Consider the following 20,151-nt stretch of genomic DNA (forward strand, 5'->3'; position numbering starts at 1 on the left):
GGTTTGCCCCGCAGCCCACAGGAGACTCCCCGCATGGCGATCTATGAACTCGATGGCACCCGCCCGCAGGTGGCCGAATCGGCCTGGGTGGCCGAGAACGCGCAGGTGATCGGCGACGTCCAGCTCGCGCCCGGAAGCAGCGTGTGGTTCGGCGCCACGCTGCGGGGCGATACCGAGCCCATTGTGGTGGGCGAGGGCAGCAACATCCAGGATGGCTCGGTGCTGCACACCGACAAGAACCTGCCGCTGACCATCGGCCGCCACGTCACCGTGGGCCACCAGGTCATGCTTCACGGTTGCACCATTGGCGATGAGTCGCTGATCGGCATCGGTGCCATCGTGCTCAACGGCGCGAAGATCGGGAAGAACTGCCTGGTCGGTGCCGGTGCGCTGGTCACCGAGGGCAAGGAGTTCCCCGACGGCTCCATGATCATCGGCAGCCCGGCCAAGGCCATGCGACAGCTCACACCCGAGCAGATCGAAGGACTGCGCCGCAGCGCCTTGCACTACATGGAGAACGCCGAGCGTTACCGCCAGGGCTTGAAAAAAATCGGCTGACCCTGATCTGCCAACGTTCTTTTTCTGAAAGCACAGAGTGTCCGAACTCCACAAATTCCTGTTTGAAGGCCTGCCGGTGCGCGGCATGCTGGTGCGCCTGACCGACAGCTGGCAGGAAATCCTGCGTCGACGCCAGCAGGCCGGGGGCTATCCGGCCGCGGTGACCGAGCTGCTGGGCGAAATGGCCGCGGCGGCCACGCTGATGCAGGCCAACATCAAGTTCAACGGCGCGCTGATCCTGCAGGTCCAGGGCGATGGTCCGGTCAAGCTGGCTGTGGCCGAGGTACAGCCCGACCTGGCATTGCGCGCCACCGCCACCGTGACCGGCGAGGTGGCGGCCGACGCGCCGCTGTCGCACATGGTCAATGTGAACAATCTTGGCCGCTGCGCCATCACGCTCGACCCCAAGGACCGCCTGCCGGGTCAGCAGCCCTACCAGGGGGTGGTGCCGCTGTTCGGCGACCGCCACGAGAAGCTGGAGAAGCTCAGCGAGGTGATCGAGCATTACATGCTGCAGAGCGAGCAGCTCGACACTCGTCTTGTTCTGGCCGCCAACGACCAGGTGGCGGCCGGCCTGCTGATCCAGCGCCTGCCGCTGCAGGGTGAGTCCAACCTGGCCGGCGCGGGCGCGGTGGCGCGCGACGAGGACCAGATCGGCCGCAACGAGGACTACAACCGCATCGCCATCCTGGCCGCGAGTCTGAAGCGCGAGGAGCTGCTGACGCTGGACGCCGACACCATCCTGCACCGCCTGTTCTGGGAAGAGGACGTGCGCCGCTTCGAGCCGCAGACCGGCGCCGACGGTCCGCGTTTTGCCTGCACCTGCTCGCGCGAACGTGTGGCCGGCATGCTCAAGTCGCTGGGGCGCGAGGAGGTCGAGTCCATCATCGCCGAGCAAGGGCAGGTGGAAGTGGGTTGCGATTTCTGTGGTGCCCAGTACCACTTCGACCCGGTCGACGCCGCGCAGGTGTTCCTGCAGGCGGCGGCGCAGCCGCCCGTCGCGGGCGGCACGCACTGAGCATTTACTTCAGGATGTCGAGCACATCGTGGCAGGCGCCCATGGTGTGGTAGTCCACCTTGCCCGCCGGGCTCTTTTCGTCCGAGTACTTGCGGTTGTCGGCCGTCAGGATGCGCCACCACGCGCCGTGTTCGTGGTCCACGAAATGGCGCCATGAATAAGCCCAGAGATGGTCGTAGGCGGCCCAGTAGCGCGGCTCGCCGGTGACGGTGGCCAGCCGGGCGGCGGCGGCGAGTGACTCGGCCTGGACCCAGAAGTACTTGTCGCTGTCGCAGATGCTGCCGTCGGGCCCGAAGCCGTAGTACAGGCCGCCGCGCTCGCCGTCCCAGGCCTTGTGCATCGCGGTGTCGAAGAAATGGCGGGCGCGGTCAACGAGGGCTGCGTCCGGCCGGCGCTCGTGCAGTTGCAGCAGCAGCTTGGTCCATTCGGTCAGGTGGCCGGGCTGGAAGCCCCAGGGGCGGAAGATGTTGGTCTTGTCGTCCTTGTTGTAGTCCCAGTCCACCGACCAGTCGGCCTTGTAGTGCTCCCAGACCAGCCCGTTGGCCAAGGCCGCCTGCCGCACGGTGATGTGCTCGGCCAGCAGGGCGGCGCGGTCCAGGTAACGCGTCTCCTGTGTGGCGTCAAACGCTGCGAGCAACGCTTCGCACAGGTGCATGTTGGCGTTCTGGCCGCGGTAGGGCAGGACCTGCCAGTCGGCCGTGGCCTCGTCGGCATACAGGCCGTGGGCAGGTTCCCAGAAGCGTTGCTCCAGCAGCTCGTAGGTCTGCGCGATGCCAGGGTGTGCACCGGTCACGCCGGCCATGTGGGCGTGCGCATGGGCCAGCAGCACGAAGGCCAGGCCGTAGGCGTGGTTGGTGGCGTCGAGCACGCGGGCCTGGCCGTTGCGCCAGTCGATCAGCCAGGCGTAGCCGCCGGTCGCGGGGGTTCGGTGGACCGCCAGGAAATCGAAAGCCTGTTGCAGTGCCTGCCGCGCCACGTCACCGCCCAGCCCGCGCCGCACTGCCATGCCCAGGGTCACCACGTAGCGCGTGCTGCTCACCAGGTGCCGGGTGTGGGCGTCGTAGATGCTGCCGTTGTCGCGCAGGAAGTGGTACAGGCCGCCGCGAGGGTCCAGTGCCCTGGGCAGGTAGAACGACAGCGTGTCTTCGATGTGGGCGCGCAGGAAGGCTGGCGAGCGGTAGTCGGGCAGGGGGGTGGCGGGCATCATGGGCGTGTGTCTCCAGTGTTGTTGCGTGCAATCAGGCCGCTGAACAGCCGGTGTTCGCAGTCCGGGTCGCTGCATTTCTCGCAGTTCCAGGCGCGGCGACCGCTGGTCTGGGACGGTTCGGTGGTGGTGAGGTTCAGCCCAAGGCGGCGACCGATGGCACGCAGCGCTTGCTCGGTGCGGGCCTGTCCGTGGCCGTGGATGGTCTGGAAGGCCTGCCCTGCGGCCCGCAGTTCGCGCCGGATCGCTGTGTCCACCGCATCGCGCACGGCGGGGCTGTCGCGAAAGAAACCGTCGGCGACCCAGGGCAGGTCCAGGCCCATCAGCAGGGTCAGGTCCACGTGGCGCTGCCAGGCCAGGGCCTCGCTCCAGAGCGAGCGGTCATTGAAATAGAGCTCGCTGTAGGCCGCGATCACGAGCGGAGAGGTGTCGGCTATGACGATGTCCACCCCTTGCCGGGAGGCCACCTCGTCGGTGATGCGGGCCTGTTCACGGGCCAGGGCGGCCTGTTCGTGCGCATGGGGCGCGCGGCCCTGCTGTTCGCACCAGTGGCGCAGGTGCTCGGGCACCTCGGCGGCTGCCAGACCCGTTTCCGCAAGGTGCCCGCACAAGGCACGGGTCAGGGATGTCTTTCCGGTGGATTCGCCGCCGAGCAGCGTGACCACAAGTGCCACGGCGCAGCTCAAGGCTTCTTGTGGGCGATCTGCACGAAGATCTCGTTGGGCCGGACCATACCCAGATCGTTGCGGGCCAGTTCCTCGACCATGCCCAGTCCTTCTTCTAGGTCGCGCACCTCGTTGGCCAGCCGCTCGTTGCGTTGCCGCGCTTCCTGGTTGACCACCTCCAGCGCGGCCAGCTCGGTCTTCATGCGCGAAACCTGGGGCACGCTGCCCCGGCCGAACCACAGCTGCGCGTGCAGCACGAGCAGCAGCGTGATCAGCAGGCCGGGGACAAAGCGGTGTGCCATTTCAGGGATTCAGTGATCAATGCGCGCGCCGCATTCCATCCAGCACACACCGTGGAACCGGCTTTGCCGGGCCACTGGTGTGCTCCCCCCTCCGAGGGGAAGACGCGAAGCGGCGCAGAGGGGCATCACTTCAGGTTGTAGAACGCGGCACGGCCGGGGTACACCGCGACGTCACCCAGGTCTTCCTCGATGCGCAGCAGCTGGTTGTACTTGGCCATGCGGTCCGAGCGCGAGAGCGAACCGGTCTTGATCTGGCCCGCGTTGGTGCCGACGGCGATGTCGGAGATGGTGCTGTCTTCGGTCTCGCCCGAGCGGTGCGAGATCACGGCGGTGTAACCGGCGCGCTTGGCCATCTCGATGGCGGCGAAGGTTTCGGTCAGGGTGCCGATCTGGTTGATCTTGATCAGGATCGAGTTGGCGATGCCCTTGTCGATGCCTTCCTTCAGGATCTTGGTGTTGGTGACGTACAGGTCGTCGCCCACCAGCTGGACCTTCTTGCCCAGGCGATCAGTCAGCACCTTCCAGCCGTCCCAGTCGCCTTCGGCCATGCCGTCTTCGATCGAGATGATGGGGTACTTGTCGACCCAGGTGGCCAGCATGTCGGTCCACTGCTCGGCGGTCAGGGCGATGCCGCCTTCGCCTTCGAGCACGTACTTGCCGTCCTTGTAGAACTCGCTGGCGGCACAGTCCAGGCCCAGGGCGATCTGCTCGCCTGCCGTGTAGCCTGCCTTGTCGATGGCCTGCAGGATCAGCTGCAGCGCGGCTTCGTGGTTCTCGACCGACGGGGCAAAGCCGCCTTCGTCGCCCACGGCGGTGCTGATGTGCTTGTCGTGCAGGATGGCCTTGAGGGCGTGGAACACCTCGGCGCCCCAGCGCAGGGCTTCGCGGAACGACGGCGCCCCCACGGGGATGATCATCAGCTCTTGTAGATCCAGCGAGTTGTTGGCGTGTGCGCCGCCGTTGATGATGTTCATCATCGGCACGGGCATCTGCACCGCGCTCATGCCGCCGAAGTAGCGGTACAACGGCAGGCCGGCTTCTTCGGCGGCGGCGCGGGCCACGGCCATCGACACAGCCAGCATGGCGTTGGCGCCCAGGCGGCCCTTGTTCTCGGTGCCGTCGAGGTCGATCAGGGTCTTGTCCAGGAAGGCCTGCTCCGAGGCGTCCAGGCCCAGCACGGCTTCGCTGATCTCGGTGTTGATGTTCTCCACCGCTTTCAGCACGCCTTTGCCCAGGTACCGCTTCTTGTCGCCGTCGCGCAGCTCGATGGCTTCGCGCGAGCCGGTGGAGGCGCCCGACGGCACAGCGGCGCGGCCCATCACGCCCGACTCCAGCAGCACGTCGCATTCGACGGTGGGGTTGCCACGGCTGTCCAGGACTTCGCGGCCGACGATATCAACGATTGCACTCATGGTTTCTACCTTTGGAACAAGTCAAAAAAGAAATCGGAATGGGGCGCTCAGACGCCCTCAACGGCAAACATGCGGATCGAGCCCGCGCCCTCGCGCAGGGAGCGCGCATGGGTGTAGGTTTCGGAGTGGTAGTAGGCCTGTGCGGTGGCGATGTCCTTGAACTTCAGCACCACGACCCGCTGCGGCTGCCAGCCGCCTTCGAGCGGTTCGACCCGGCCACCGCGCACCAGCACCTCGGCGCCGAACTCCTGCATGGCGCGCGTGCTCCACTCGCGGTAGACCTTCATCTGCTCTTCGTTGGTGACGGTCACGTCCGCAATGATGTACGCGCTCATTGGAAATCGTTCTCCAGCAGCGGATTTGTTTTGGTTACGGAATCGAGCGCGACCAGGGTTTCCAGCAGCGCCTTCATGCGGCCCAGCGGCACCGCGTTCGGGCCGTCGGACCAGGCATCGGCCGGTTTCGGATGGGTTTCCATGAACAGACCGGCCACACCGGCTGCGACACCCGCGCGGGCCAGCACGGGCACCATTTCTCGTGCGCCACCGCTGACCGCGCCCAGGCCGCCGGGCTTCTGCACCGAGTGGGTCACGTCGAACACCACCGGCGCGCCAGACTTGCGCATCTCGGCCAGGCTGGTCATGTCGGCCACCAGGTTGTTGTAGCCAAAACTCACGCCGCGCTCGCAGGCCAGGAAGCGGTCCTCCGACAGGCCGGCATCTTTGGCCGCGGCACGTGCCTTGTCGATCACGTTCTTCATGTCCCAGGGCGCGAGGAACTGGCCCTTCTTGATGTTCACCGGCTTGCCCGACTGGGCCACGGCGCGGATGAAATCGGTCTGGCGGCACAGGAAGGCCGGGGTCTGCAGCACGTCGACCACGCTGGCCACTTCGGCCACCTGCGACTCGTCGTGCACGTCGGTCAGCACCGGCAGACCGGTCTGGCGGCGCACCTCGTCCAGGATCTTCAGGCCGGCGTCCAGGCCGACGCCGCGCTGGCTGGTGCCAGACGAACGGTTGGCCTTGTCGAACGAGCCCTTGTAGATCAGCGGGATGCCGAGCGCCGTACAGATCTCCTTGAGCTGCCCGGCGACGTCCAGCGACATCTGCAGGCCTTCGATGGAGCAGGTGCCCGCGATCAGGAAGAAGCGCTTGTCCAGGCCGACGTCGAATCCGCAGAGCTGCATGGCTGTGTTCCGATCAGGCCTTCGCGGCCTTCTGGTGCTCGACCGCCGCCTTGACGAAGGCGTTGAACAGCGGGTGGCCGGCCCAAGGGGTGGACTTGAATTCAGGGTGGAACTGCACGCCAATGAACCAGGGGTGCACGGCTTGCGGGAGTTCGACGATTTCGGTCAGCTGCTCGCGTTGGGTCAGCGCCGAGATCACCAGACCCGCCTGGCGCAGCCGGTCCAGGTAGTTGACGTTGGCTTCGTAGCGGTGACGGTGGCGCTCGGTCACCACGTCGCCGTAGATGCTGTGCGCCAGCGTGCCTTTGGCCACGTCGGAGCTTTGTGCGCCCAGGCGCATGGTGCCGCCCAGGTCGGAGTTGGCATCGCGCTTCTGGATACTGCCGTCGGCGTCTTTCCACTCTTCGATCAGTGCGATCACCGGGTGCGGCGTGGCGGCATCAAATTCGGTGCTGTTGGCGTTCTCGAGGCCCGCCACGTGGCGCGCGTACTCGATGGTCGCGACCTGCATGCCCAGGCAGATGCCCAGATAGGGGACCTTGTGTTCGCGGGCGAAGCGGGCTGTGGCGATCTTGCCTTCCACGCCGCGCTGGCCGAAGCCTCCGGGCACCAGGATGGCGTCGTACTGCGCCAGCTTGGCGCTCACATCGGCGCCTTCCATGGTCTCGGAATCGACGTGGTCGATCTTGACCCGCACATGGTTGCGCATGCCGGCGTGGCGCAGGGCCTCGTTGACCGACTTGTAGCTGTCCGACAGGTCGACGTACTTGCCGACCATGGCGATCTTCACCTCGCCCTGCGGGTGCTCGGTTTCGTAAACCAGATCGTCCCAGCGCTTGAGGCTGGTGGGCGGCGTGTTCAGGCGCAGCTTGTCGCAGATCAGGCCGTCCAGGCCCTGCTCGTGCAGCATGCGCGGCACCTTGTAGATGGTGTCCACGTCCCACATGCTGATCACGCCCCATTCGGGCACGTTGGTGAACAACGAAATCTTGGCGCGTTCGTCCTCGGGAATGCGGCGGTCGGCGCGGCAGAGCAGGGCGTCGGCCGAGATGCCGATCTCGCGCAGCTTCTGCACCGTGTGCTGGGTCGGCTTGGTCTTGAGTTCGCCGGCCGCAGCGATCCACGGCAGGTAGGTCAGGTGCACGAAGGCCGAGTTGTTCGGGCCCATGCGCAGGCTCATCTGGCGCACGGCTTCGAGGAAGGGCAGGGACTCGATGTCGCCCACCGTGCCGCCGATCTCGACAATGGCCACGTCCACCGCATCGGGCGTGCCGATGCCGGCACCGCGCTTGATGAATTCCTGGATCTCGTTGGTGACGTGCGGGATGACCTGCACCGTCTTGCCGAGGTAGTCGCCGCGGCGTTCCTTCTCCAGCACCGACTGGTAGATCTTGCCGGTGGTGAAGTTGTTGGTCTTCTTCATGCGCGTTTCGATGAAACGCTCATAGTGACCCAGGTCCAGGTCGGTTTCGGCGCCGTCGTCGGTGACGAAGACCTCGCCGTGCTGGAAGGGCGACATGGTGCCCGGGTCCACGTTGATGTACGGGTCGAGCTTGATGAGGGTGACTTTGAGGCCGCGCGATTCAAGGATCGCAGCCAGGGAAGCAGAAGCAATGCCCTTGCCGAGGGAGGACACCACACCGCCGGTGACGAACACGAATTTGGTCATGACTCGGGCGAGCCGGGCGCTCGCAGGAGGTGGAAATGGCGATTATAGGCGCCACCCCCTGTTGGCCCGGCCGCGCGGACTGGTCACGACGCGGTCGGTCCGCGGGCTGTGATGGTCAGCGGTTGCCGCGCACCCGCAGCAGGAAATTTCGCTCCAGCTTGCCGCCACCGCTGGCCTGCGCCGTCACCGTCACGAGAAAGTCCTCGTCCTGTCCGGAGGTGTTGTCGTAGCACTCGGGAAAGCCCTTGCAGGTCTGGGTGATGAGGCCGGTGCTGCTGTTGATGCGCAGGTTCGACAGCAGTGCCGCCACCGCGCTGCCCGAGGCGCTGACGCCGTCCACCTTGAACGAATAACTCAGGGTTTCGCCGGCGGGCGGTGTGGCCGATGTGTCGATGGCCCAGCGGGACTGGGTGGCGGTGCTGCCGGCATAAGCGGGGTTGACCGGTCCGAAGTCGGCTTCGTTGCCGGTATAGAAGCTGCCGTCGGGCCGAATCTTGTCCAGCGGGTGGTAGCTGTCGCTGTCGGCAAACCAGACGTTGGCCAGTGCGCCCCCCGTGGGCGCTTCGCCCTCCGGTCCGTCGGAGCCTCCTCCACAGGCGGCAAGGGAGGCCAGGACAAGGCTGGCGCTGAGGAGCAAGGGGAGGCGGGGCATGTGCATGGCCAAGGGTGTCCTGATGTGGAAGGTTGGTCAAAGCGCGGATTATGAATTCGCGCGGCCTCGGCCTGTCGGCAGGCGTTTCAAACTGCTACATTGCGGCCATGAGCGAACTCGCCGGCAAACACATTGTCCTGGGGCTGTCGGGCGGGATCGCCTGCTACAAGGCGGCCGAATTCTGCCGAGCCCTGATCAAGGCCGGTGCCACCGTCCAGGTGGTCATGACCGACGCGGCCTCGCAGTTCATCACACCGGTCACGATGCAGGCCTTGTCCGGCCGCACGGTGTTCAGTTCCCAGTGGGACGACCGCAACGCCGCGGGGGTGGACAACAACATGCCCCACATCAACCTGAGTCGGGAGGCCGACGCGATCGTGGTGGCCCCCGCCAGCGCCGACTTCATGGCCAAGCTGCTGCACGGCCGGGCCGACGACCTGCTCAGCCTGATGTGCCTGGCGCGCCCGATCGACAAGGTGCCGCTCATCCTGGCGCCGGCCATGAACCGCGAGATGTGGGCCCACCCGGCCACGCAGCGTAATGTGGCCCAGCTCAAGGCCGATGGCGCCACGGTGCTGGACGTGGGAGTGGGTGATCAGGCCTGTGGCGAGATTGGCGACGGGCGCATGCTGGAACCCGATGAACTGCTGTACGAGCTCATCCGCTTCTTTACGCCCAAGCTGCTGGCCGGCCAGCAGGTGCTGGTCAGCGCCGGCCCGACCTTCGAGGCGATCGACCCCGTGCGGGGTCTGACCAACCTGTCCAGCGGCAAGATGGGTTTTGCCATCGCGCGGGCGGCGCACGAGGCGGGCGCCCACGTGACCCTGGTGGCCGGGCCGGTGAGCCTGCCGACGCCCCGCGGCGTGGGGCGCATCAACGTCAAGTCCGCGCTGAACATGCAGAAGACGCTCAATGTGCTGAGCCAGAGCGCCACGGTGTTCATTTCTGCGGCGGCGGTGGCCGACTGGCGGCCGGTCGAGATGGCCGTGCAGAAAATCAAGAAGGACGGCACCGGACAGGTGCCGACCCTGGGTTTTGTCGAGAACCCCGACATCCTGGCCGGCATTGCCCAGACCGCACGGGCCCAGAGCCGGGCGCTGTACTGCGTCGGCTTCGCCGCCGAGAGCGAGGACCTGCTGGCCCATGCGCAGGCCAAGCGGGTTCGCAAAGGGGTGCCTCTGCTGGTGGGCAACATCGGCCCGGACACCTTTGGCCAGGACGACAACGCCCTGCTGCTGGTGGATGAGCAGGGCAGCTCGGAGCTGCCACGGGCGTCCAAGCTGCAGCTGGCGCGGCAGCTCGTTGCGGAGATCGCGCAGCGCCTACCCAACCCCTCCCCACTGCCATCCACCACCTGACCCGGTGGCGCCGGTTGCCCGGCGCGGGCACACTCGCTATCATCGAATAAGCAATTGCTTATTCGATGATTTGGAGGAGACGCCCATGCCATCCCGAATTCCGACCCGCCGATCTCCGGTCCCAGGGGCCCCGTCCGGCGCTGTCAACGAATCCCGGCGCCACTGGCTGCGTGCCGCTGCTGGCATGGGGGCCGCCGGGCTGGGCTTGGCCCTGGTGCCCGAGGTCCGGGTGTTCGCCCAGCAGGTCCAGGAGTTCATCGAAGGCCCGCCGGTGCCGGATGTCAAACCCGAGCAGCTGTCGCCCCACGTCTGGATGGTCTACGCCAAAGAAGGCTTTCCGACACAGGAGAACCAGGGCCTGATGGCGAGCGTCATCTTCGTGGTGACGCAGAAGGGTGTGGTGGTGCTGGACAGCGGCGCCTCGCTGCAGATCGGCCAGATGGCGATCCGCATGATCAAGACGGTGACGCCCAAACCGGTGATCGCCGTCTTCAACAGCCACTACCACGGCGATCACTGGCTGGGCAACCACGCCTTCGCCGAAGCCTATGGCAAGGACCTTCCGATCCACGCGCTGGCCTACACGCGCGAGCAGATCGCCGGCCACGAGGGCAACACATGGCGCAGCCTGATGGAGCGCTGGACCAACCAGGCCACCCTGGGCACCAAGGTGGTGGCGCCCAACCAGACCGTGGCGCACGGACAGGTGTTCGATTACGGCGACGTGCAGATCCGGCTGCACCACTACGGCCGAGCGCACACGCCGTCGGACCTGTGTTTCGAAATCGTTCAGGACAAGCTGACCTATGTGGGCGACATCGCGATGGAGAACCGCATCGCCAACATCGACGACGGCTCCTACCCCGGCACCTTCAAGTACTACGACGCCTTGAAGAAGGCCGCGGGCGACCAGCTCTGGCTGCCGGGCCACGGCCGGGGCAGCAAGGACCTGCTGGACACCTACGGCACCTTCATGAAGGGCATCTGGGAGCCGAGTGTGCAGGCGGTCAGGGACGGCATTCCGCTCGACGGCGCCAAGGCGCTGGTGCTGAAGGATCCGCGTGTCGCCAGCCGCGCCAAAGCCATGGCCGGCTTCGACAGCAACATCGGCAAGTACACCAGCCTGGCTTACCTCGAAGCCGAGAAGGAAGCGTTCTGAACCTTCAGGACCACCAGGGCAGCAGCCGCTTCATCGCGGCGACTTCACCCGGATGGTCGGGCAAGTAGCCGGTCATCGACTGCAGGCGCTGCTGCCAGCGCGTGCTGCGCAACAGCCTGAGCAGGGTCTGCACGGGCGCCTGCTCCAGCGCCGATTTCAGGCACACCAGCAGGTAGCGCTCGTCCGTCAGCGGCACAAAACCGAGCCCCTGGCTGCGCGCCGTGTATTCGGTGCCCAGACCCACGTCGGCGTCGCCACTGGCCACGGCCTGTGCCACCGCCGCGTGGGAGTTTTCCTCGCGGTCGAAGCCCTTCAGGTCCGCGCTGGTCAGTCCCTCCTTCGACAGCAGCTCCTCCAGCAGCAGCCGGGTGCCGGTGCCGATGGCGCGGTTGACGAAGCGCGCGCGCTGCTGCGACACATCGCGCAGATCTCGCAAGCGCAAGGGGTTGCCCGGCGCCACCATCAAGCCCTGCGAGCGGCGTGCAAAACCGATCATCTTGTGCGTGCCAGGCTTGAGCAGCGGGCGGTAGGTGCGGGCGCTGCGGCTGTCGGCATCGGCAAACGGCTGGGTGTGAAAGCCCGCCAGCAGGCAGCGCCCCTCGTTGAGGGCGCGGATCGCGTCGACGCTGCCGGTGAAGCGGATGTCCAGGTGCACACCGGGTTCGCTGCCGTTTTGCGAGGACGAGGCCAGTTCCTGCAGCTCGGCCAGCGCATGGTCGTGGCTGGCGTACAGCGTCAGAACCTCGCTCGGGCGCTGCTGGTCGTCGAAGGCCAAGGCAAAGGCCCGCTCCAGCTCGGCGCGCAGGCTCTCCATCTGCGGCCCCAGCCGCGCCTGGGCCAGCCGCTCGGCCATCAGGAGGCGCTGGCCGAAGGGTGAGAGCAGGGCAGACTGCCCGCGCTCCCAGACCAGCAGCTCGCGTCCCAGTTGCTGTTCCCATTCCTTGAGCTGGCCCCAGACATGGCGGTACGAGAGGCCCAGCTGCCGGGCTGCAGCGGAGATCGATCCCTGCTCGTGCACTGCGTGCAGCACATCCATCATCGGGTTGCGCAGCAGGGCCGATCCCTGACCGCGCTCCGGGCGTTCGGCCATCAGCGAGTAGGACATCGCGATCCGTTTCATGGGAGGCGAGTGTGCCTCAGACCTCGCTTATGCAAACGTGTGCCTATGTTGTGTTGTTCATACCGAGTTGCCACGTACTCTCAAACCCGTAGCGCCCGCTTATGCTGCGGCGCAACGTATGAATACCTTTTCCGATAGCGCGGTCACCGCGCTGGAACTCATCCTCTCGGGCGATGCCAGCCTCTGGGCCATCGTGACTCGCTCCCTCGCAGTGAGCGCCACGGCCTGCCTGCTCGCCTGCGGCCTGGGTCTTCTGCTGGGCGCCTGGCTGGCAGTGGCGCGATTTCCCGGCCGCTCCGTCGTGCTGACCCTGCTCAACACCTTCCTGGCGATTCCCTCGGTGGTGGTGGGCCTGGTGATCTACCTGCTGCTCTCGCGCTCGGGGCCGCTGGGTTTTCTGGGCTGGCTGTTCAGCTTCCAGGCCATGGTGCTGGCGCAGGCCGTGCTGGTGTTGCCGCTGGTCACCGCGCTGACGCGCCAGGTGGTCGAAGACGCCGACCGCAGTCATGGCGAGCAGCTGTCTTCGCTGGGGGCGGGCCTGGGCCTGCGCAGCCTGCTGATGGCCTGGGACGAGCGTTACGCGCTGCTCACGGTGCTGATCACCGCCTTTGGCCGTGCGGTGTCCGAAGTTGGCGCGGTGATGATCGTCGGCGGCAACATCGACGGCTTCACCCGTGTCATGACCACCGCCATCGCTCTCGAGACCAGCAAAGGCGACTTGCCGCTGGCGCTCGGTCTGGGCATCGTGCTGCTGGCGGTGGTGCTGCTGCTCAATGCCCTGGTGGCGCTGCTGCGCCGCTGGCGTGAGCACCTGGACGGTGGCGATCTGAGGATGGCCACGACATGAAGGTGGAACTCTCCGCCACGGGCGAGGTGTTCGGCAGCTCTGGTGCAGCGCCGGCGGTGCTGACACTGGCAGCGGTGCATGTGAGCCTTGGGCCTGCGGCGCAGGTGGAGGCGCTGCGCGACATCACGCTGTCCATCCACGCGGGCGAACGCGTGGCCCTGGTCGGTCCCAACGGCTGCGGCAAGAGCACGCTGTTGCGCACGCTGCACGGCCTGCTGCCCATCGCGCAGGGCCGGCGCGAGGTGCCACAGGCCTCGCGCATCGCCATGCTGTTCCAGCGTCCGCACATGCTGCGCATGTCGGTGCAGCGCAACCTGCAGCTGGGCCTGTGGCTCAGCGGTGTGCCCTGGGGCCAGACGCGCGAGCGCGCCCGCCAGGCGCTGGAGCGGGTGCAGCTGGCGGCGCTGGCCGAACGCAACGGCCGAGCGCTGTCGGGCGGGCAGCAGCAGCGCGTGGCGCTGGCGCGGGCCTGGGCGCTGCGGCCTGATGTCTGGCTGCTGGACGAGCCCACCGCGAGCCTGGACCCGCACGCCAAGCGCGATGTCGAGGCGCTGATCGCCGACTTCGGCGACGAAGCGCCCGCACCCGGCCGATTGCCGCCCACGCTGGTGTTTGCCAGCCACAACCTCGGTCAGGTCAAGCGCCTGGCCAGCCGGGTGATCTATCTGGAACAGGGCCGGTTGCTGGCCGATCTGCCAGTGACCGACTTTTTCAACCACGCTTTCCTGGAGGCGCACTGCCCCCAGGCCCATCTGTTCGTCAAAGGAGAGACCACATGACCCCATCCACCGCTTCCCGTCGCACCATCGTGCGCCTGCTCGCCGCCGCCGGCCTCGTGTCGGCTGGGCTGCTGGGCACCACCTCGGCGCTGGCCCAGAGCAGCATCGTCGTGGCCTCGACCACGTCCACCGAGCAGTCGGGTCTGTTCGGTCACATCCTGCCCGCCTTCAAGCAGGCCAGCGGCATCGACGTGAAGGTGGTGGCGCTGGGCACCGGCCAGGCCATCGACATGGCACGCCGCGGCGACGCCGACGTGCTCTTCGTGCACGACAAGATCGCCGAAGAGAAGTTTGTCGCCGACGGCTTCTCGGCCAAGCGCCAGGAGGTCATGTACAACGACTTCGTGCTGATCGGCCCCAAGGCCGATCCGGCCGGCACCAAGGGCAACGACATCGTGGCCGCGCTCAAGAAGATCGCGACCGCCAATGCGCCCTTCGTCTCGCGCGGCGACAAGAGCGGCACCCACGCGGCGGAGCTGCGCTTCTGGAAGATGACCGACACCGATGCGAACAAGGGATCGAGCTACAAGGAATGCGGCTGCGGCATGGGCCCAGCGCTGAACATCGGCGCCAGCAGCGGAGCGTATGTGTTGGCCGACCGCGGCACCTGGCTCAACTTCAAGAACCGCGCCGACTTGGCCGTTCTGGTGGAAGGTGACAAGCGCCTGTTCAACCAGTACGGCGTGATGCTGGTGAGCGCCGCCAAGCACCCGCAGGTGAAGACGGCCGAGGGCCAGAAGTTCGTCGACTGGGTGACCGGCCCGGCCGGCCAGAAGGCGATTGCCGACTACAAGATCGGCGGCGAGCAGCTGTTCTTCCCGAACGCGAGCAAATAAGTCCCCCCCTGCGCCGCTTCGCGTCTTCCCCCCCGGGGGGACGGCGCGAGTGGCCCGGCGAAGCCGGTTCCACCGCGCCCACTGGATCGGGCATCTCGCTCCGGAGCCGTGTTTGGCGCCCCTTTCTAGCGCACCATCGCCACGCCCTTGATCTGCGCGTAGACCAGCTGACCCGGCGCCAGGCCCAGGCGCCGGGCCGAGAGGCTGCTGATGCGCGAGAGCAGTGTGGCGCCCTGGCCGTCCGCGCCCAGGCGCAGGCTCACCACCACCTGCCCCGCGGTGTTCTCGGTCACGCTGTCCACCACCGCCGGCAGCACGTTGAGCACGCTGGTCTGCGAGGGCATCACCAGCGACAGGCTCACGTCTCGCGCCTGGATGTGCAGCCGTGCGCGCGTACCCGGCTGCGGTACACCCTGGCGCGACTGCGGCAGCAGCAACTGCCCGCCTTCGATCTCGTACACCGCGAGCTGGTCCGCCGGCGAGTAGCCGCTGCAATGGCCCTGCAGCACCGAGACCGCGCTGTCGCCCCGAGAGAGTGGCAGGTCGCTGCGCGTGAGCATGTCGGCCAGCGGTCCGTCCGCCCGCACACGGCCCTGCTCCAACAGCACCACATGGTCGGCCAGCCGCGCCACCTCATCCAGCGAATGGGTCACGTAGACCACCGGCACATCCAGCGACTCGTGCAGCTGTTCCAGCCAGGGCAGGATCTCGGCCTTGCGCGCGGCGTCCAGGGCGGCCAGCGGCTCGTCCATCAGCAGCAGCTGAGGGCTCGTCGCCAGCGCGCGCGCAATCGCCACCCGCTGGCGCTCGCCGCCCGAGAGCTCGTGTGGCCGACGCTGCAGCAGGTGGCCGATGCCCAGCAGATCCAGGCCGTGGCGCCAGTCGTGCCGGCGCTGCGCGGCTGGTGTGCGGTCGAAGCCGAATCGCAGATTGCCTTCGACCGTCAGGTGGTCGAACAGGCTGGCTTCCTGGAACACATAGCCCAGCGCGCGCTGGTGCGTGGGCAGGAAAACGCCGCGCGCGCTGTCCTGCCAGGTCTGGCCGGCCACCACCACCGTGCCGGTGGCCTTGCGTTCCAGCCCGGCGAGCACGCGCAGGCAGCTGGTCTTGCCGCTGCCCGAAGGGCCGAACAGCGCGGTGATGCCGTGGCCCGGCAGGGCCAGCTCCACGTCCAGTGCGAAGTCGCCCCGGTCGAGCCGGGCGTTCAGGGTCAGTGTGGTCTTGCTCATGAGGTGCGGACCCGACGCGCCTGTCGCGCGTTGAAGAACTGCAGCGCCATCAGCACCGTGAAGGCAAACACCAGCATCACCGCCGCCAGGCGGTGCGCGTCCGCGTATTCGAGCGCCTCCACGTGGTCGAAGATCTGCACCGACACCACCCGCGTCACACCCGGGATGTTGCCGCCCACCATCAGCACCACGCCGAACTCGCCCACCGTGTGCGCGAAGCTCATGATGCAGCCCGTCACCAGGCCCGGCCGGCACAGCGGCAGCACCACATGAAAGAAGCGGTCCAGCGGCGAGGCCCGCAGCGTGGCCGCCGCCTCCAGCGGCCGCTCGCCCAGGGCCTGCATGCTGTTCAGGATGGGCTGCACCATGAACGGCAGCGAATAGAACACCGAGGCCACCACCAGCCCGGCGAAGGTGAAGGGCAGGGTGGGCAGACCCAGGGACACCATCCATGAGCCGATGGGCCCGTTCGGCCCCAGCCCTACCAGCAGGTAGAACCCCAGCACCGACGGCGGCAGCACCAGCGGCAGCGACACCAGCGCCCCCACCGGCTTCGCGAGCCAGCCGCGCGAGCGCGTCAGCCACCACGCCAACGGCGTTCCCAGCAGCAACAGGATCAGCGTGGTCAGCGCCGCGACCTGGAAGGTCAGCCAGAGCGCCTGCCAGTTGTCGGGGGTGAGGAACATGTCAGAGCTCGTAGCCGTAGGAGCGGATCAGGTCCCTGATGTTCGGGCTTTGCAGCAGCTTGAACAGCGCCTTCGCAGCCTCGTTGTCCGCGCCCCGCTTGAGCAGCACCGCGTCCTGGCGGATCGGGTCGTAGTGGGTCTGCGGAATCACCCACATCGCCCCTTCCTTGAGCGTGCCGCCCTCAAGCACCTGCGACATCGCCACAAAGCCCACGTCGGCGTTGCCGGTCTTCACGAAGTTGAAGGCCTGGCCGATGCTCTCGCCCTGCACCAGCTTCGGCGTGATCGCTTCCTTCAGTCCCAGCTTGTCCAGCACCTGCAGCGCGGCGGCACCATACGGCGCCGTCTTGGGGTTGGCATAGGCCACCTTGCCCAAGTCGGCCGCCTTGAGCACCGCGCCCTGGGCATCTACGCGGCCGGGCCTGACCGACCACAGCACCAGCTTTCCGGTTGCGTAGGTGAAGCGCGTGCCCGGCTGCGCCAGACCGTCCTTCTCCAGCAGCTCGGGGCGCTCGTTGTCGGCAGAGAGAAAGGCGTCGAACGGTGCGCCGTTCCTGATCTGCGTGTAGATGGCGCCCGAAGCGCCAGTGGAGATCTTCAGCGTGTGGCCGGTGGTCTTCTGCAGCACAGCGGCAATCGCCTTGATCGGCTCGGCAAAGTTGGCGGCGATGGCCACCTGGGCCTCGGCGGCGTGGGCGGCGGTGTGCGCGAACGCGGCGCACAGGAGGGCGGAAAGGGAAGAGAGCAGCAGACGCATGGGCACCTCGCAACACGGGGGCAGCCGGAAAGGCGGGAGGGATCGTTATCCCAAAATGGAATAGCGAGTGTAGCGGGTGTGGTGGGGTAATCGGGCGCTTACTGCTCGGCCTTCAGACGGACAGGGTGCTGCGCGAGGTTGTAGGTCCGTTCAGCAGCAGGTTGCAGTAGTACGCTGGGGACCACTCAAGGAATGTTCTCGCAAATGAAGCGGTCATTCATGAACTCTCAGAGGTCCTGGTCCAAATGACCTGCCCCCCACCAACGGGTGGTAGTCCGCACGTATGCGCGTGTGCGCCCCCGACCGCCAACGGAGACAGGCACGGCGATTCAAAGAAGTGTCAGTTGGGTTCCGAAGTCGAGCGGTCAGGACGCCGACCAAACCACCGCCACATCGGCTTTGTTGGCTTGCTCCAGCATGCTCACCAGTGGCACCAGCCGCTGTGACAGCCGCACATCGGGGTCGGCATCGTCCGTGACGGGGAGCGGTTCCGGCGCCGACCTTTCTTCCTTCAGGCGCAAGGCGTGGTCCTCCCGCCAGGCGCGCTGCAGGATGTCGATGGCCCGGGGCAACTGATCCGGGCTGATCACGCCCTCCGGCGTGAGTTCTTTGCCGATCAGCCGCAGTGCACCCTGGGCATCGGCGCCCAGCATGACGAGATCGGCCGTGGCCTGTGATTTGAATCGGTACAGCATGGGCAACTTTCGGTTGGAGTGACAGGAGGGTGGGCCCGCCGGCACATCCGTCACCAGCGACCACAGCAACAACAACCGTACGCCAACTGGCCGCTTTGCGCAAACCCGAAAGTCGAGCACGTGCCCGATGCGTGTCATGAGGCATCCGTGGGTTCGCCAGCGCACAGACGCACGCCGGCCCGGACGCCAGCATGCGTGCACGGGTCTCGCAAAAGCATGGCCCTGCGGCACCGCTGTTCGCGGACGCTGCCATTCCTCTCCTACCGAAAGCCCCCATGAAAACCAGCACCCAACGTTTCTCCATCCTCCTGCTCGCAGCCGCTGCGCTCACCAGCGTGGTGGGCTGTGCCTCCACCGCCACCCAGGAAAGCACCGGCCAGTACATGGACGACACGGCCATCACGGCCAAGGTCAAGACGGCCATCTTCAACGACGCGTCGCTCAAGTCGGCCGAGATCAACGTCGAGACCTTCAAGGGCGTGGTCCAGCTCAGCGGCTTCGTCAACTCGGCGGGCGACATCCAGCGTGCGGTGCAGCTGGTGCAGGGCATCAGCGGCGTGCGTTCCGTGCGCAACGACATGCGCCTGAAATAAGTGTCCCCTCCCACCACCCAAGAAAGAACGCCATGAACACCACCGTCAAGACCCTCGGCGACGAAGCCTCGAACTTGGCCCACGAGGCCGCACTCGGCACCGAGCACGCCATCCGCTCCACACAACACCTGGCCCAGCAGGGGCTCGACGGACTGGGCACCGCGCGTGCACAGACCGGCGCCGCCCTGCAACAGCTGGCGCACGACACCAGCGCGCTCACCCACCGGGGCATGGAAGCCCTGCGCGACGGAGGCCAGCAGCTGCGCGAGAAGTCCTCGCACGCGCGCCAGGCCACCGCCGAGTACATCCAGCACGAGCCGATCAAGTCCGTGCTGATCGCGGCCGCGGTGGGTGCGGGTCTCATGGGCCTGCTGACGCTGTTGAGCCGGCACCGCGGCAACGGCCACTGACTCACGGACGCCGGCACATGATCCATCCTGTGTTCCGCCTGGCCGCGGCACAGCCCATGCTGCTGGCCGCGCATGTGGGCGCCTATGCCGGGCTGGTGTCCGAAGAGCTGCACACCGGTGCGGCCGCGGTCCAGCGGCGCCTGCTGTGGCAGCTCGGTGGCGCCTTGTGTCTGGCGGTTGCGGCGGTACTGGCCGGGGTGGCCTTGCTGCTTTGGGCGTCGCTGGCGCCGGGTGCGGCACCGGCCGCGTGGCTGTTCGTGGCCACGCCGCTGTTGCCCGCGGTCCTCGGGCTGGCGGCGTGCTGGCGGGCCCAGGCCCACCGCAACGGCGAACCCCTGGCCCGGCTGCGCGCACAACTGGCCGAAGACGCTGCCCTGCTGGCCGGTCACACCGCGCCATGAACACGCCCACACCGTTCTCCCAGGCGCTTCCTGCCAGCAGCGCACAGCTGCGTCTGGCCGAGAGCCGGGCACAGATCGCCCGCTGGCTCGAACTGGACCGCCAGGCGCCCGCCGCTTCGTCGGCACTGGGCTGTGCGGTGCGCAGCGCACTGCCGCTGCTGGGTGGTCTGCGTGCCCACCCGGGAACGGCCGTGGTGCTGGGCGCGCTGGCACAGGCCTGGCTGCGGTCCGGTCCGCCGCCATCCCCTGTCGGGAGCGGCTTCATACGCCCGCCGTGGGACCTGGCCATCACGCTCGCACGCCGCCATCCCAGGACCAGCCTGGTCGCGGTGGGCGTCACCGGTCTGGCGCTGTGGTGGTTGAGCCGTTCGTCCAGCCGCCCACCGTCTCGCTGAATCTCCTCACCCCTCGAAAGGAATCGCCATGCTGTACACCATCGCCCTCGCTCTGCTCATCCTCTGGCTGCTGGGTCTGGTCACCTCCTACACCCTGGGGGGCTTCATCCACATCCTGCTGGTGGTCGCCATCGTCATCGTGCTGCTGCGCGTGATCCAGGGGCGCAGCCCGCTGTGATGCCGGTGCGGAGCGAGCCGGTCCGATCCGGTCGCCCCGCCC

At 67.1% G+C, this 20,151-nt stretch carries 25 protein-coding genes; 12 read left to right on the forward strand and 13 right to left on the reverse strand.

What is annotated here, in order from left to right; genetic code table 11:
• The first annotated feature begins 33 nt into the window (after positions 1-33).
• Both ACFOPI_RS16610 and hslO read left to right on the forward strand, forming a co-directional pair.
• Complete coding sequence (locus tag ACFOPI_RS16610) at positions 34-558, forward strand: gamma carbonic anhydrase family protein (protein WP_066155517.1); 525 nt, start codon at positions 34-36, stop codon at positions 556-558.
• Positions 559-595: 37 nt separating this feature from the next.
• The gene (gene hslO, locus ACFOPI_RS16615; protein ID WP_382176108.1) at positions 596-1,576 is read left to right on the forward strand and encodes an Hsp33 family molecular chaperone HslO; all 981 of its coding nucleotides are present in this window, start codon (positions 596-598) and stop codon (positions 1,574-1,576) included.
• A gap of 4 nt (positions 1,577-1,580) precedes the next feature.
• Here the strand turns inward: hslO and ACFOPI_RS16620 are convergent, their stop codons facing one another.
• The 8 genes from ACFOPI_RS16620 to ACFOPI_RS16655 all read right to left on the reverse strand — a co-directional run bounded on the left by ACFOPI_RS16620 (position 1,581) and on the right by ACFOPI_RS16655 (position 8,666).
• The gene (locus ACFOPI_RS16620) at positions 1,581-2,783 is read right to left on the reverse strand and encodes an AGE family epimerase/isomerase (protein ID WP_382176111.1); all 1,203 of its coding nucleotides are present in this window, start codon (positions 2,781-2,783) and stop codon (positions 1,581-1,583) included.
• Positions 2,780-3,454, reverse strand: a complete 675-nt coding sequence (locus ACFOPI_RS16625; protein WP_382176113.1) for an AAA family ATPase — start codon at positions 3,452-3,454, stop codon at positions 2,780-2,782. Before ACFOPI_RS16625 ends, ACFOPI_RS16620 begins: the two co-directional genes overlap by 4 nt.
• Before the next feature lie 8 nt (positions 3,455-3,462).
• Entirely contained in the window at positions 3,463-3,747 is a 285-nt protein-coding gene (locus ACFOPI_RS16630) for a septum formation initiator family protein (protein WP_382176116.1), read from the reverse strand.
• Between the two features lie 125 nt (positions 3,748-3,872).
• Positions 3,873-5,159 (reverse strand): phosphopyruvate hydratase, encoded by a 1,287-nt coding sequence (gene eno / locus ACFOPI_RS16635; RefSeq protein ID WP_382176118.1) that lies wholly within the window; start codon positions 5,157-5,159, stop codon positions 3,873-3,875.
• 47 nt (positions 5,160-5,206) lie between these two features.
• Complete coding sequence (locus tag ACFOPI_RS16640) at positions 5,207-5,494, reverse strand: DUF1330 domain-containing protein (protein WP_382176120.1); 288 nt, start codon at positions 5,492-5,494, stop codon at positions 5,207-5,209.
• Positions 5,491-6,345, reverse strand: a complete 855-nt coding sequence (gene kdsA / locus ACFOPI_RS16645; protein ID WP_382176122.1) for a 3-deoxy-8-phosphooctulonate synthase — start codon at positions 6,343-6,345, stop codon at positions 5,491-5,493. The genes ACFOPI_RS16640 and kdsA overlap by 4 nt, the downstream gene beginning before the upstream one ends.
• 13 nt (positions 6,346-6,358) lie before the next feature.
• On the reverse strand, positions 6,359-8,014 hold the full coding sequence (locus tag ACFOPI_RS16650) for a CTP synthase (RefSeq protein WP_382176125.1): 1,656 nt from the start codon (positions 8,012-8,014) through the stop codon (positions 6,359-6,361).
• Positions 8,015-8,129: 115 nt separating this feature from the next.
• Entirely contained in the window at positions 8,130-8,666 is a 537-nt protein-coding gene (locus ACFOPI_RS16655) for a hypothetical protein (RefSeq protein WP_382176127.1), read from the reverse strand.
• Between the two features lie 107 nt (positions 8,667-8,773).
• Between ACFOPI_RS16655 and coaBC the strand changes: the two genes are divergently transcribed.
• Both coaBC and ACFOPI_RS16665 read left to right on the forward strand, forming a co-directional pair.
• On the forward strand, positions 8,774-10,024 hold the full coding sequence (gene coaBC / locus ACFOPI_RS16660) for a bifunctional phosphopantothenoylcysteine decarboxylase/phosphopantothenate--cysteine ligase CoaBC (RefSeq protein ID WP_382176130.1): 1,251 nt from the start codon (positions 8,774-8,776) through the stop codon (positions 10,022-10,024).
• Positions 10,025-10,109: 85 nt separating this feature from the next.
• Positions 10,110-11,183, forward strand: a complete 1,074-nt coding sequence (locus ACFOPI_RS16665; RefSeq protein WP_382176132.1) for an MBL fold metallo-hydrolase — start codon at positions 10,110-10,112, stop codon at positions 11,181-11,183.
• Between the two features lie 4 nt (positions 11,184-11,187).
• Here the strand turns inward: ACFOPI_RS16665 and ACFOPI_RS16670 are convergent, their stop codons facing one another.
• Positions 11,188-12,303 (reverse strand): substrate-binding domain-containing protein, encoded by a 1,116-nt coding sequence (locus ACFOPI_RS16670; protein ID WP_382176135.1) that lies wholly within the window; start codon positions 12,301-12,303, stop codon positions 11,188-11,190.
• A 118-nt stretch (positions 12,304-12,421) separates the two neighbouring features.
• On the opposite strand from ACFOPI_RS16670, the gene ACFOPI_RS16675 reads away from it, so the two are divergent.
• From ACFOPI_RS16675 to ACFOPI_RS16685, 3 genes are read left to right on the forward strand one after another with little or no spacing between them, the layout of a single operon-like run.
• On the forward strand, positions 12,422-13,150 hold the full coding sequence (locus ACFOPI_RS16675) for an ABC transporter permease (protein WP_382176137.1): 729 nt from the start codon (positions 12,422-12,424) through the stop codon (positions 13,148-13,150).
• Entirely contained in the window at positions 13,147-13,929 is a 783-nt protein-coding gene (locus tag ACFOPI_RS16680) for an ABC transporter ATP-binding protein (RefSeq protein ID WP_382176140.1), read from the forward strand. Before ACFOPI_RS16675 ends, ACFOPI_RS16680 begins: the two co-directional genes overlap by 4 nt.
• Positions 13,926-14,765 carry an extracellular solute-binding protein gene (locus ACFOPI_RS16685; RefSeq protein WP_382176142.1) on the forward strand — a complete coding sequence of 280 codons (840 nt, stop codon included), beginning with the start codon at positions 13,926-13,928 and terminating at the stop codon, positions 14,763-14,765. The genes ACFOPI_RS16680 and ACFOPI_RS16685 overlap by 4 nt, the downstream gene beginning before the upstream one ends.
• 125 nt (positions 14,766-14,890) lie before the next feature.
• Here the strand turns inward: ACFOPI_RS16685 and modC are convergent, their stop codons facing one another.
• The 4 genes from modC to ACFOPI_RS16705 all read right to left on the reverse strand — a co-directional run bounded on the left by modC (position 14,891) and on the right by ACFOPI_RS16705 (position 18,270).
• Positions 14,891-15,994, reverse strand: a complete 1,104-nt coding sequence (gene modC / locus ACFOPI_RS16690; RefSeq protein WP_382176145.1) for a molybdenum ABC transporter ATP-binding protein — start codon at positions 15,992-15,994, stop codon at positions 14,891-14,893.
• Entirely contained in the window at positions 15,991-16,680 is a 690-nt protein-coding gene (gene modB / locus ACFOPI_RS16695) for a molybdate ABC transporter permease subunit (RefSeq protein ID WP_382176148.1), read from the reverse strand. Before modB ends, modC begins: the two co-directional genes overlap by 4 nt.
• Position 16,681: 1 nt before the next feature.
• Positions 16,682-17,437 (reverse strand): molybdate ABC transporter substrate-binding protein, encoded by a 756-nt coding sequence (gene modA / locus ACFOPI_RS16700; protein WP_382176151.1) that lies wholly within the window; start codon positions 17,435-17,437, stop codon positions 16,682-16,684.
• Positions 17,438-17,802: 365 nt separating this feature from the next.
• Positions 17,803-18,270, reverse strand: a complete 468-nt coding sequence (locus ACFOPI_RS16705; protein ID WP_382176154.1) for a DUF1840 domain-containing protein — start codon at positions 18,268-18,270, stop codon at positions 17,803-17,805.
• Between the two features lie 137 nt (positions 18,271-18,407).
• Between ACFOPI_RS16705 and ACFOPI_RS16710 the strand changes: the two genes are divergently transcribed.
• The 5 genes from ACFOPI_RS16710 to ACFOPI_RS16730 are packed head-to-tail and all read left to right on the forward strand — an operon-like array spanning position 18,408 to position 20,109.
• Complete coding sequence (locus tag ACFOPI_RS16710; protein WP_066260987.1) at positions 18,408-18,725, forward strand: BON domain-containing protein; 318 nt, start codon at positions 18,408-18,410, stop codon at positions 18,723-18,725.
• Between the two features lie 32 nt (positions 18,726-18,757).
• A complete protein-coding gene (locus tag ACFOPI_RS16715; RefSeq protein ID WP_133155781.1) occupies positions 18,758-19,135 on the forward strand; it encodes a hypothetical protein in 378 nt (125 codons plus the stop codon).
• A gap of 17 nt (positions 19,136-19,152) precedes the next feature.
• On the forward strand, positions 19,153-19,536 hold the full coding sequence (locus ACFOPI_RS16720) for a hypothetical protein (protein ID WP_382176158.1): 384 nt from the start codon (positions 19,153-19,155) through the stop codon (positions 19,534-19,536).
• Positions 19,533-19,931: a hypothetical protein gene (locus ACFOPI_RS16725; protein WP_382176161.1), complete on the forward strand. Its 399-nt coding sequence runs from the start codon at positions 19,533-19,535 to the stop codon at positions 19,929-19,931. The genes ACFOPI_RS16720 and ACFOPI_RS16725 overlap by 4 nt, the downstream gene beginning before the upstream one ends.
• A 28-nt stretch (positions 19,932-19,959) precedes the next feature.
• Positions 19,960-20,109, forward strand: coding sequence for a lmo0937 family membrane protein (locus ACFOPI_RS16730; protein WP_382176163.1), 150 nt, complete (start codon positions 19,960-19,962; stop codon positions 20,107-20,109).
• The last annotated feature ends 42 nt before the right edge of the window (positions 20,110-20,151 follow it).

The organism is Hydrogenophaga luteola, from assembly GCF_042648585.1.
Lineage (GTDB): Bacteria > Pseudomonadota > Gammaproteobacteria > Burkholderiales > Burkholderiaceae_C > Hydrogenophaga > Hydrogenophaga luteola.

Excerpts from the sequence above, each read along its gene's own strand:
- ACFOPI_RS16685 (WP_382176142.1), top strand. The coding sequence starts at position 13,926 with ATGACCCCATCCACCGCTTCCCGTCGCACCATCGTGCGCCTGCTCGCC.
- ACFOPI_RS16665 (WP_382176132.1), top strand. The coding sequence starts at position 10,110 with ATGCCATCCCGAATTCCGACCCGCCGATCTCCGGTCCCAGGGGCCCCG.
- ACFOPI_RS16650 (WP_382176125.1), bottom strand. The coding sequence starts at position 8,014 with ATGACCAAATTCGTGTTCGTCACCGGCGGTGTGGTGTCCTCCCTCGGC.
- ACFOPI_RS16655 (WP_382176127.1), bottom strand. The coding sequence starts at position 8,666 with ATGCCCCGCCTCCCCTTGCTCCTCAGCGCCAGCCTTGTCCTGGCCTCC.
- eno (WP_382176118.1), bottom strand. The coding sequence starts at position 5,159 with ATGAGTGCAATCGTTGATATCGTCGGCCGCGAAGTCCTGGACAGCCGT.
- ACFOPI_RS16630 (WP_382176116.1), bottom strand. The coding sequence starts at position 3,747 with ATGGCACACCGCTTTGTCCCCGGCCTGCTGATCACGCTGCTGCTCGTG.
- kdsA (WP_382176122.1), bottom strand. The coding sequence starts at position 6,345 with ATGCAGCTCTGCGGATTCGACGTCGGCCTGGACAAGCGCTTCTTCCTG.
- ACFOPI_RS16720 (WP_382176158.1), top strand. The coding sequence starts at position 19,153 with ATGATCCATCCTGTGTTCCGCCTGGCCGCGGCACAGCCCATGCTGCTG.
- ACFOPI_RS16640 (WP_382176120.1), bottom strand. The coding sequence starts at position 5,494 with ATGAGCGCGTACATCATTGCGGACGTGACCGTCACCAACGAAGAGCAG.
- ACFOPI_RS16680 (WP_382176140.1), top strand. The coding sequence starts at position 13,147 with ATGAAGGTGGAACTCTCCGCCACGGGCGAGGTGTTCGGCAGCTCTGGT.
- ACFOPI_RS16620 (WP_382176111.1), bottom strand. The coding sequence starts at position 2,783 with ATGATGCCCGCCACCCCCCTGCCCGACTACCGCTCGCCAGCCTTCCTG.
- ACFOPI_RS16670 (WP_382176135.1), bottom strand. The coding sequence starts at position 12,303 with ATGAAACGGATCGCGATGTCCTACTCGCTGATGGCCGAACGCCCGGAG.
- coaBC (WP_382176130.1), top strand. The coding sequence starts at position 8,774 with ATGAGCGAACTCGCCGGCAAACACATTGTCCTGGGGCTGTCGGGCGGG.
- ACFOPI_RS16705 (WP_382176154.1), bottom strand. The coding sequence starts at position 18,270 with ATGACACGCATCGGGCACGTGCTCGACTTTCGGGTTTGCGCAAAGCGG.
- modC (WP_382176145.1), bottom strand. The coding sequence starts at position 15,994 with ATGAGCAAGACCACACTGACCCTGAACGCCCGGCTCGACCGGGGCGAC.
- modA (WP_382176151.1), bottom strand. The coding sequence starts at position 17,437 with ATGCGTCTGCTGCTCTCTTCCCTTTCCGCCCTCCTGTGCGCCGCGTTC.
- ACFOPI_RS16675 (WP_382176137.1), top strand. The coding sequence starts at position 12,422 with ATGAATACCTTTTCCGATAGCGCGGTCACCGCGCTGGAACTCATCCTC.
- ACFOPI_RS16730 (WP_382176163.1), top strand. The coding sequence starts at position 19,960 with ATGCTGTACACCATCGCCCTCGCTCTGCTCATCCTCTGGCTGCTGGGT.
- modB (WP_382176148.1), bottom strand. The coding sequence starts at position 16,680 with ATGTTCCTCACCCCCGACAACTGGCAGGCGCTCTGGCTGACCTTCCAG.
- ACFOPI_RS16725 (WP_382176161.1), top strand. The coding sequence starts at position 19,533 with ATGAACACGCCCACACCGTTCTCCCAGGCGCTTCCTGCCAGCAGCGCA.
- ACFOPI_RS16610 (WP_066155517.1), top strand. The coding sequence starts at position 34 with ATGGCGATCTATGAACTCGATGGCACCCGCCCGCAGGTGGCCGAATCG.
- ACFOPI_RS16715 (WP_133155781.1), top strand. The coding sequence starts at position 18,758 with ATGAACACCACCGTCAAGACCCTCGGCGACGAAGCCTCGAACTTGGCC.
- ACFOPI_RS16710 (WP_066260987.1), top strand. The coding sequence starts at position 18,408 with ATGAAAACCAGCACCCAACGTTTCTCCATCCTCCTGCTCGCAGCCGCT.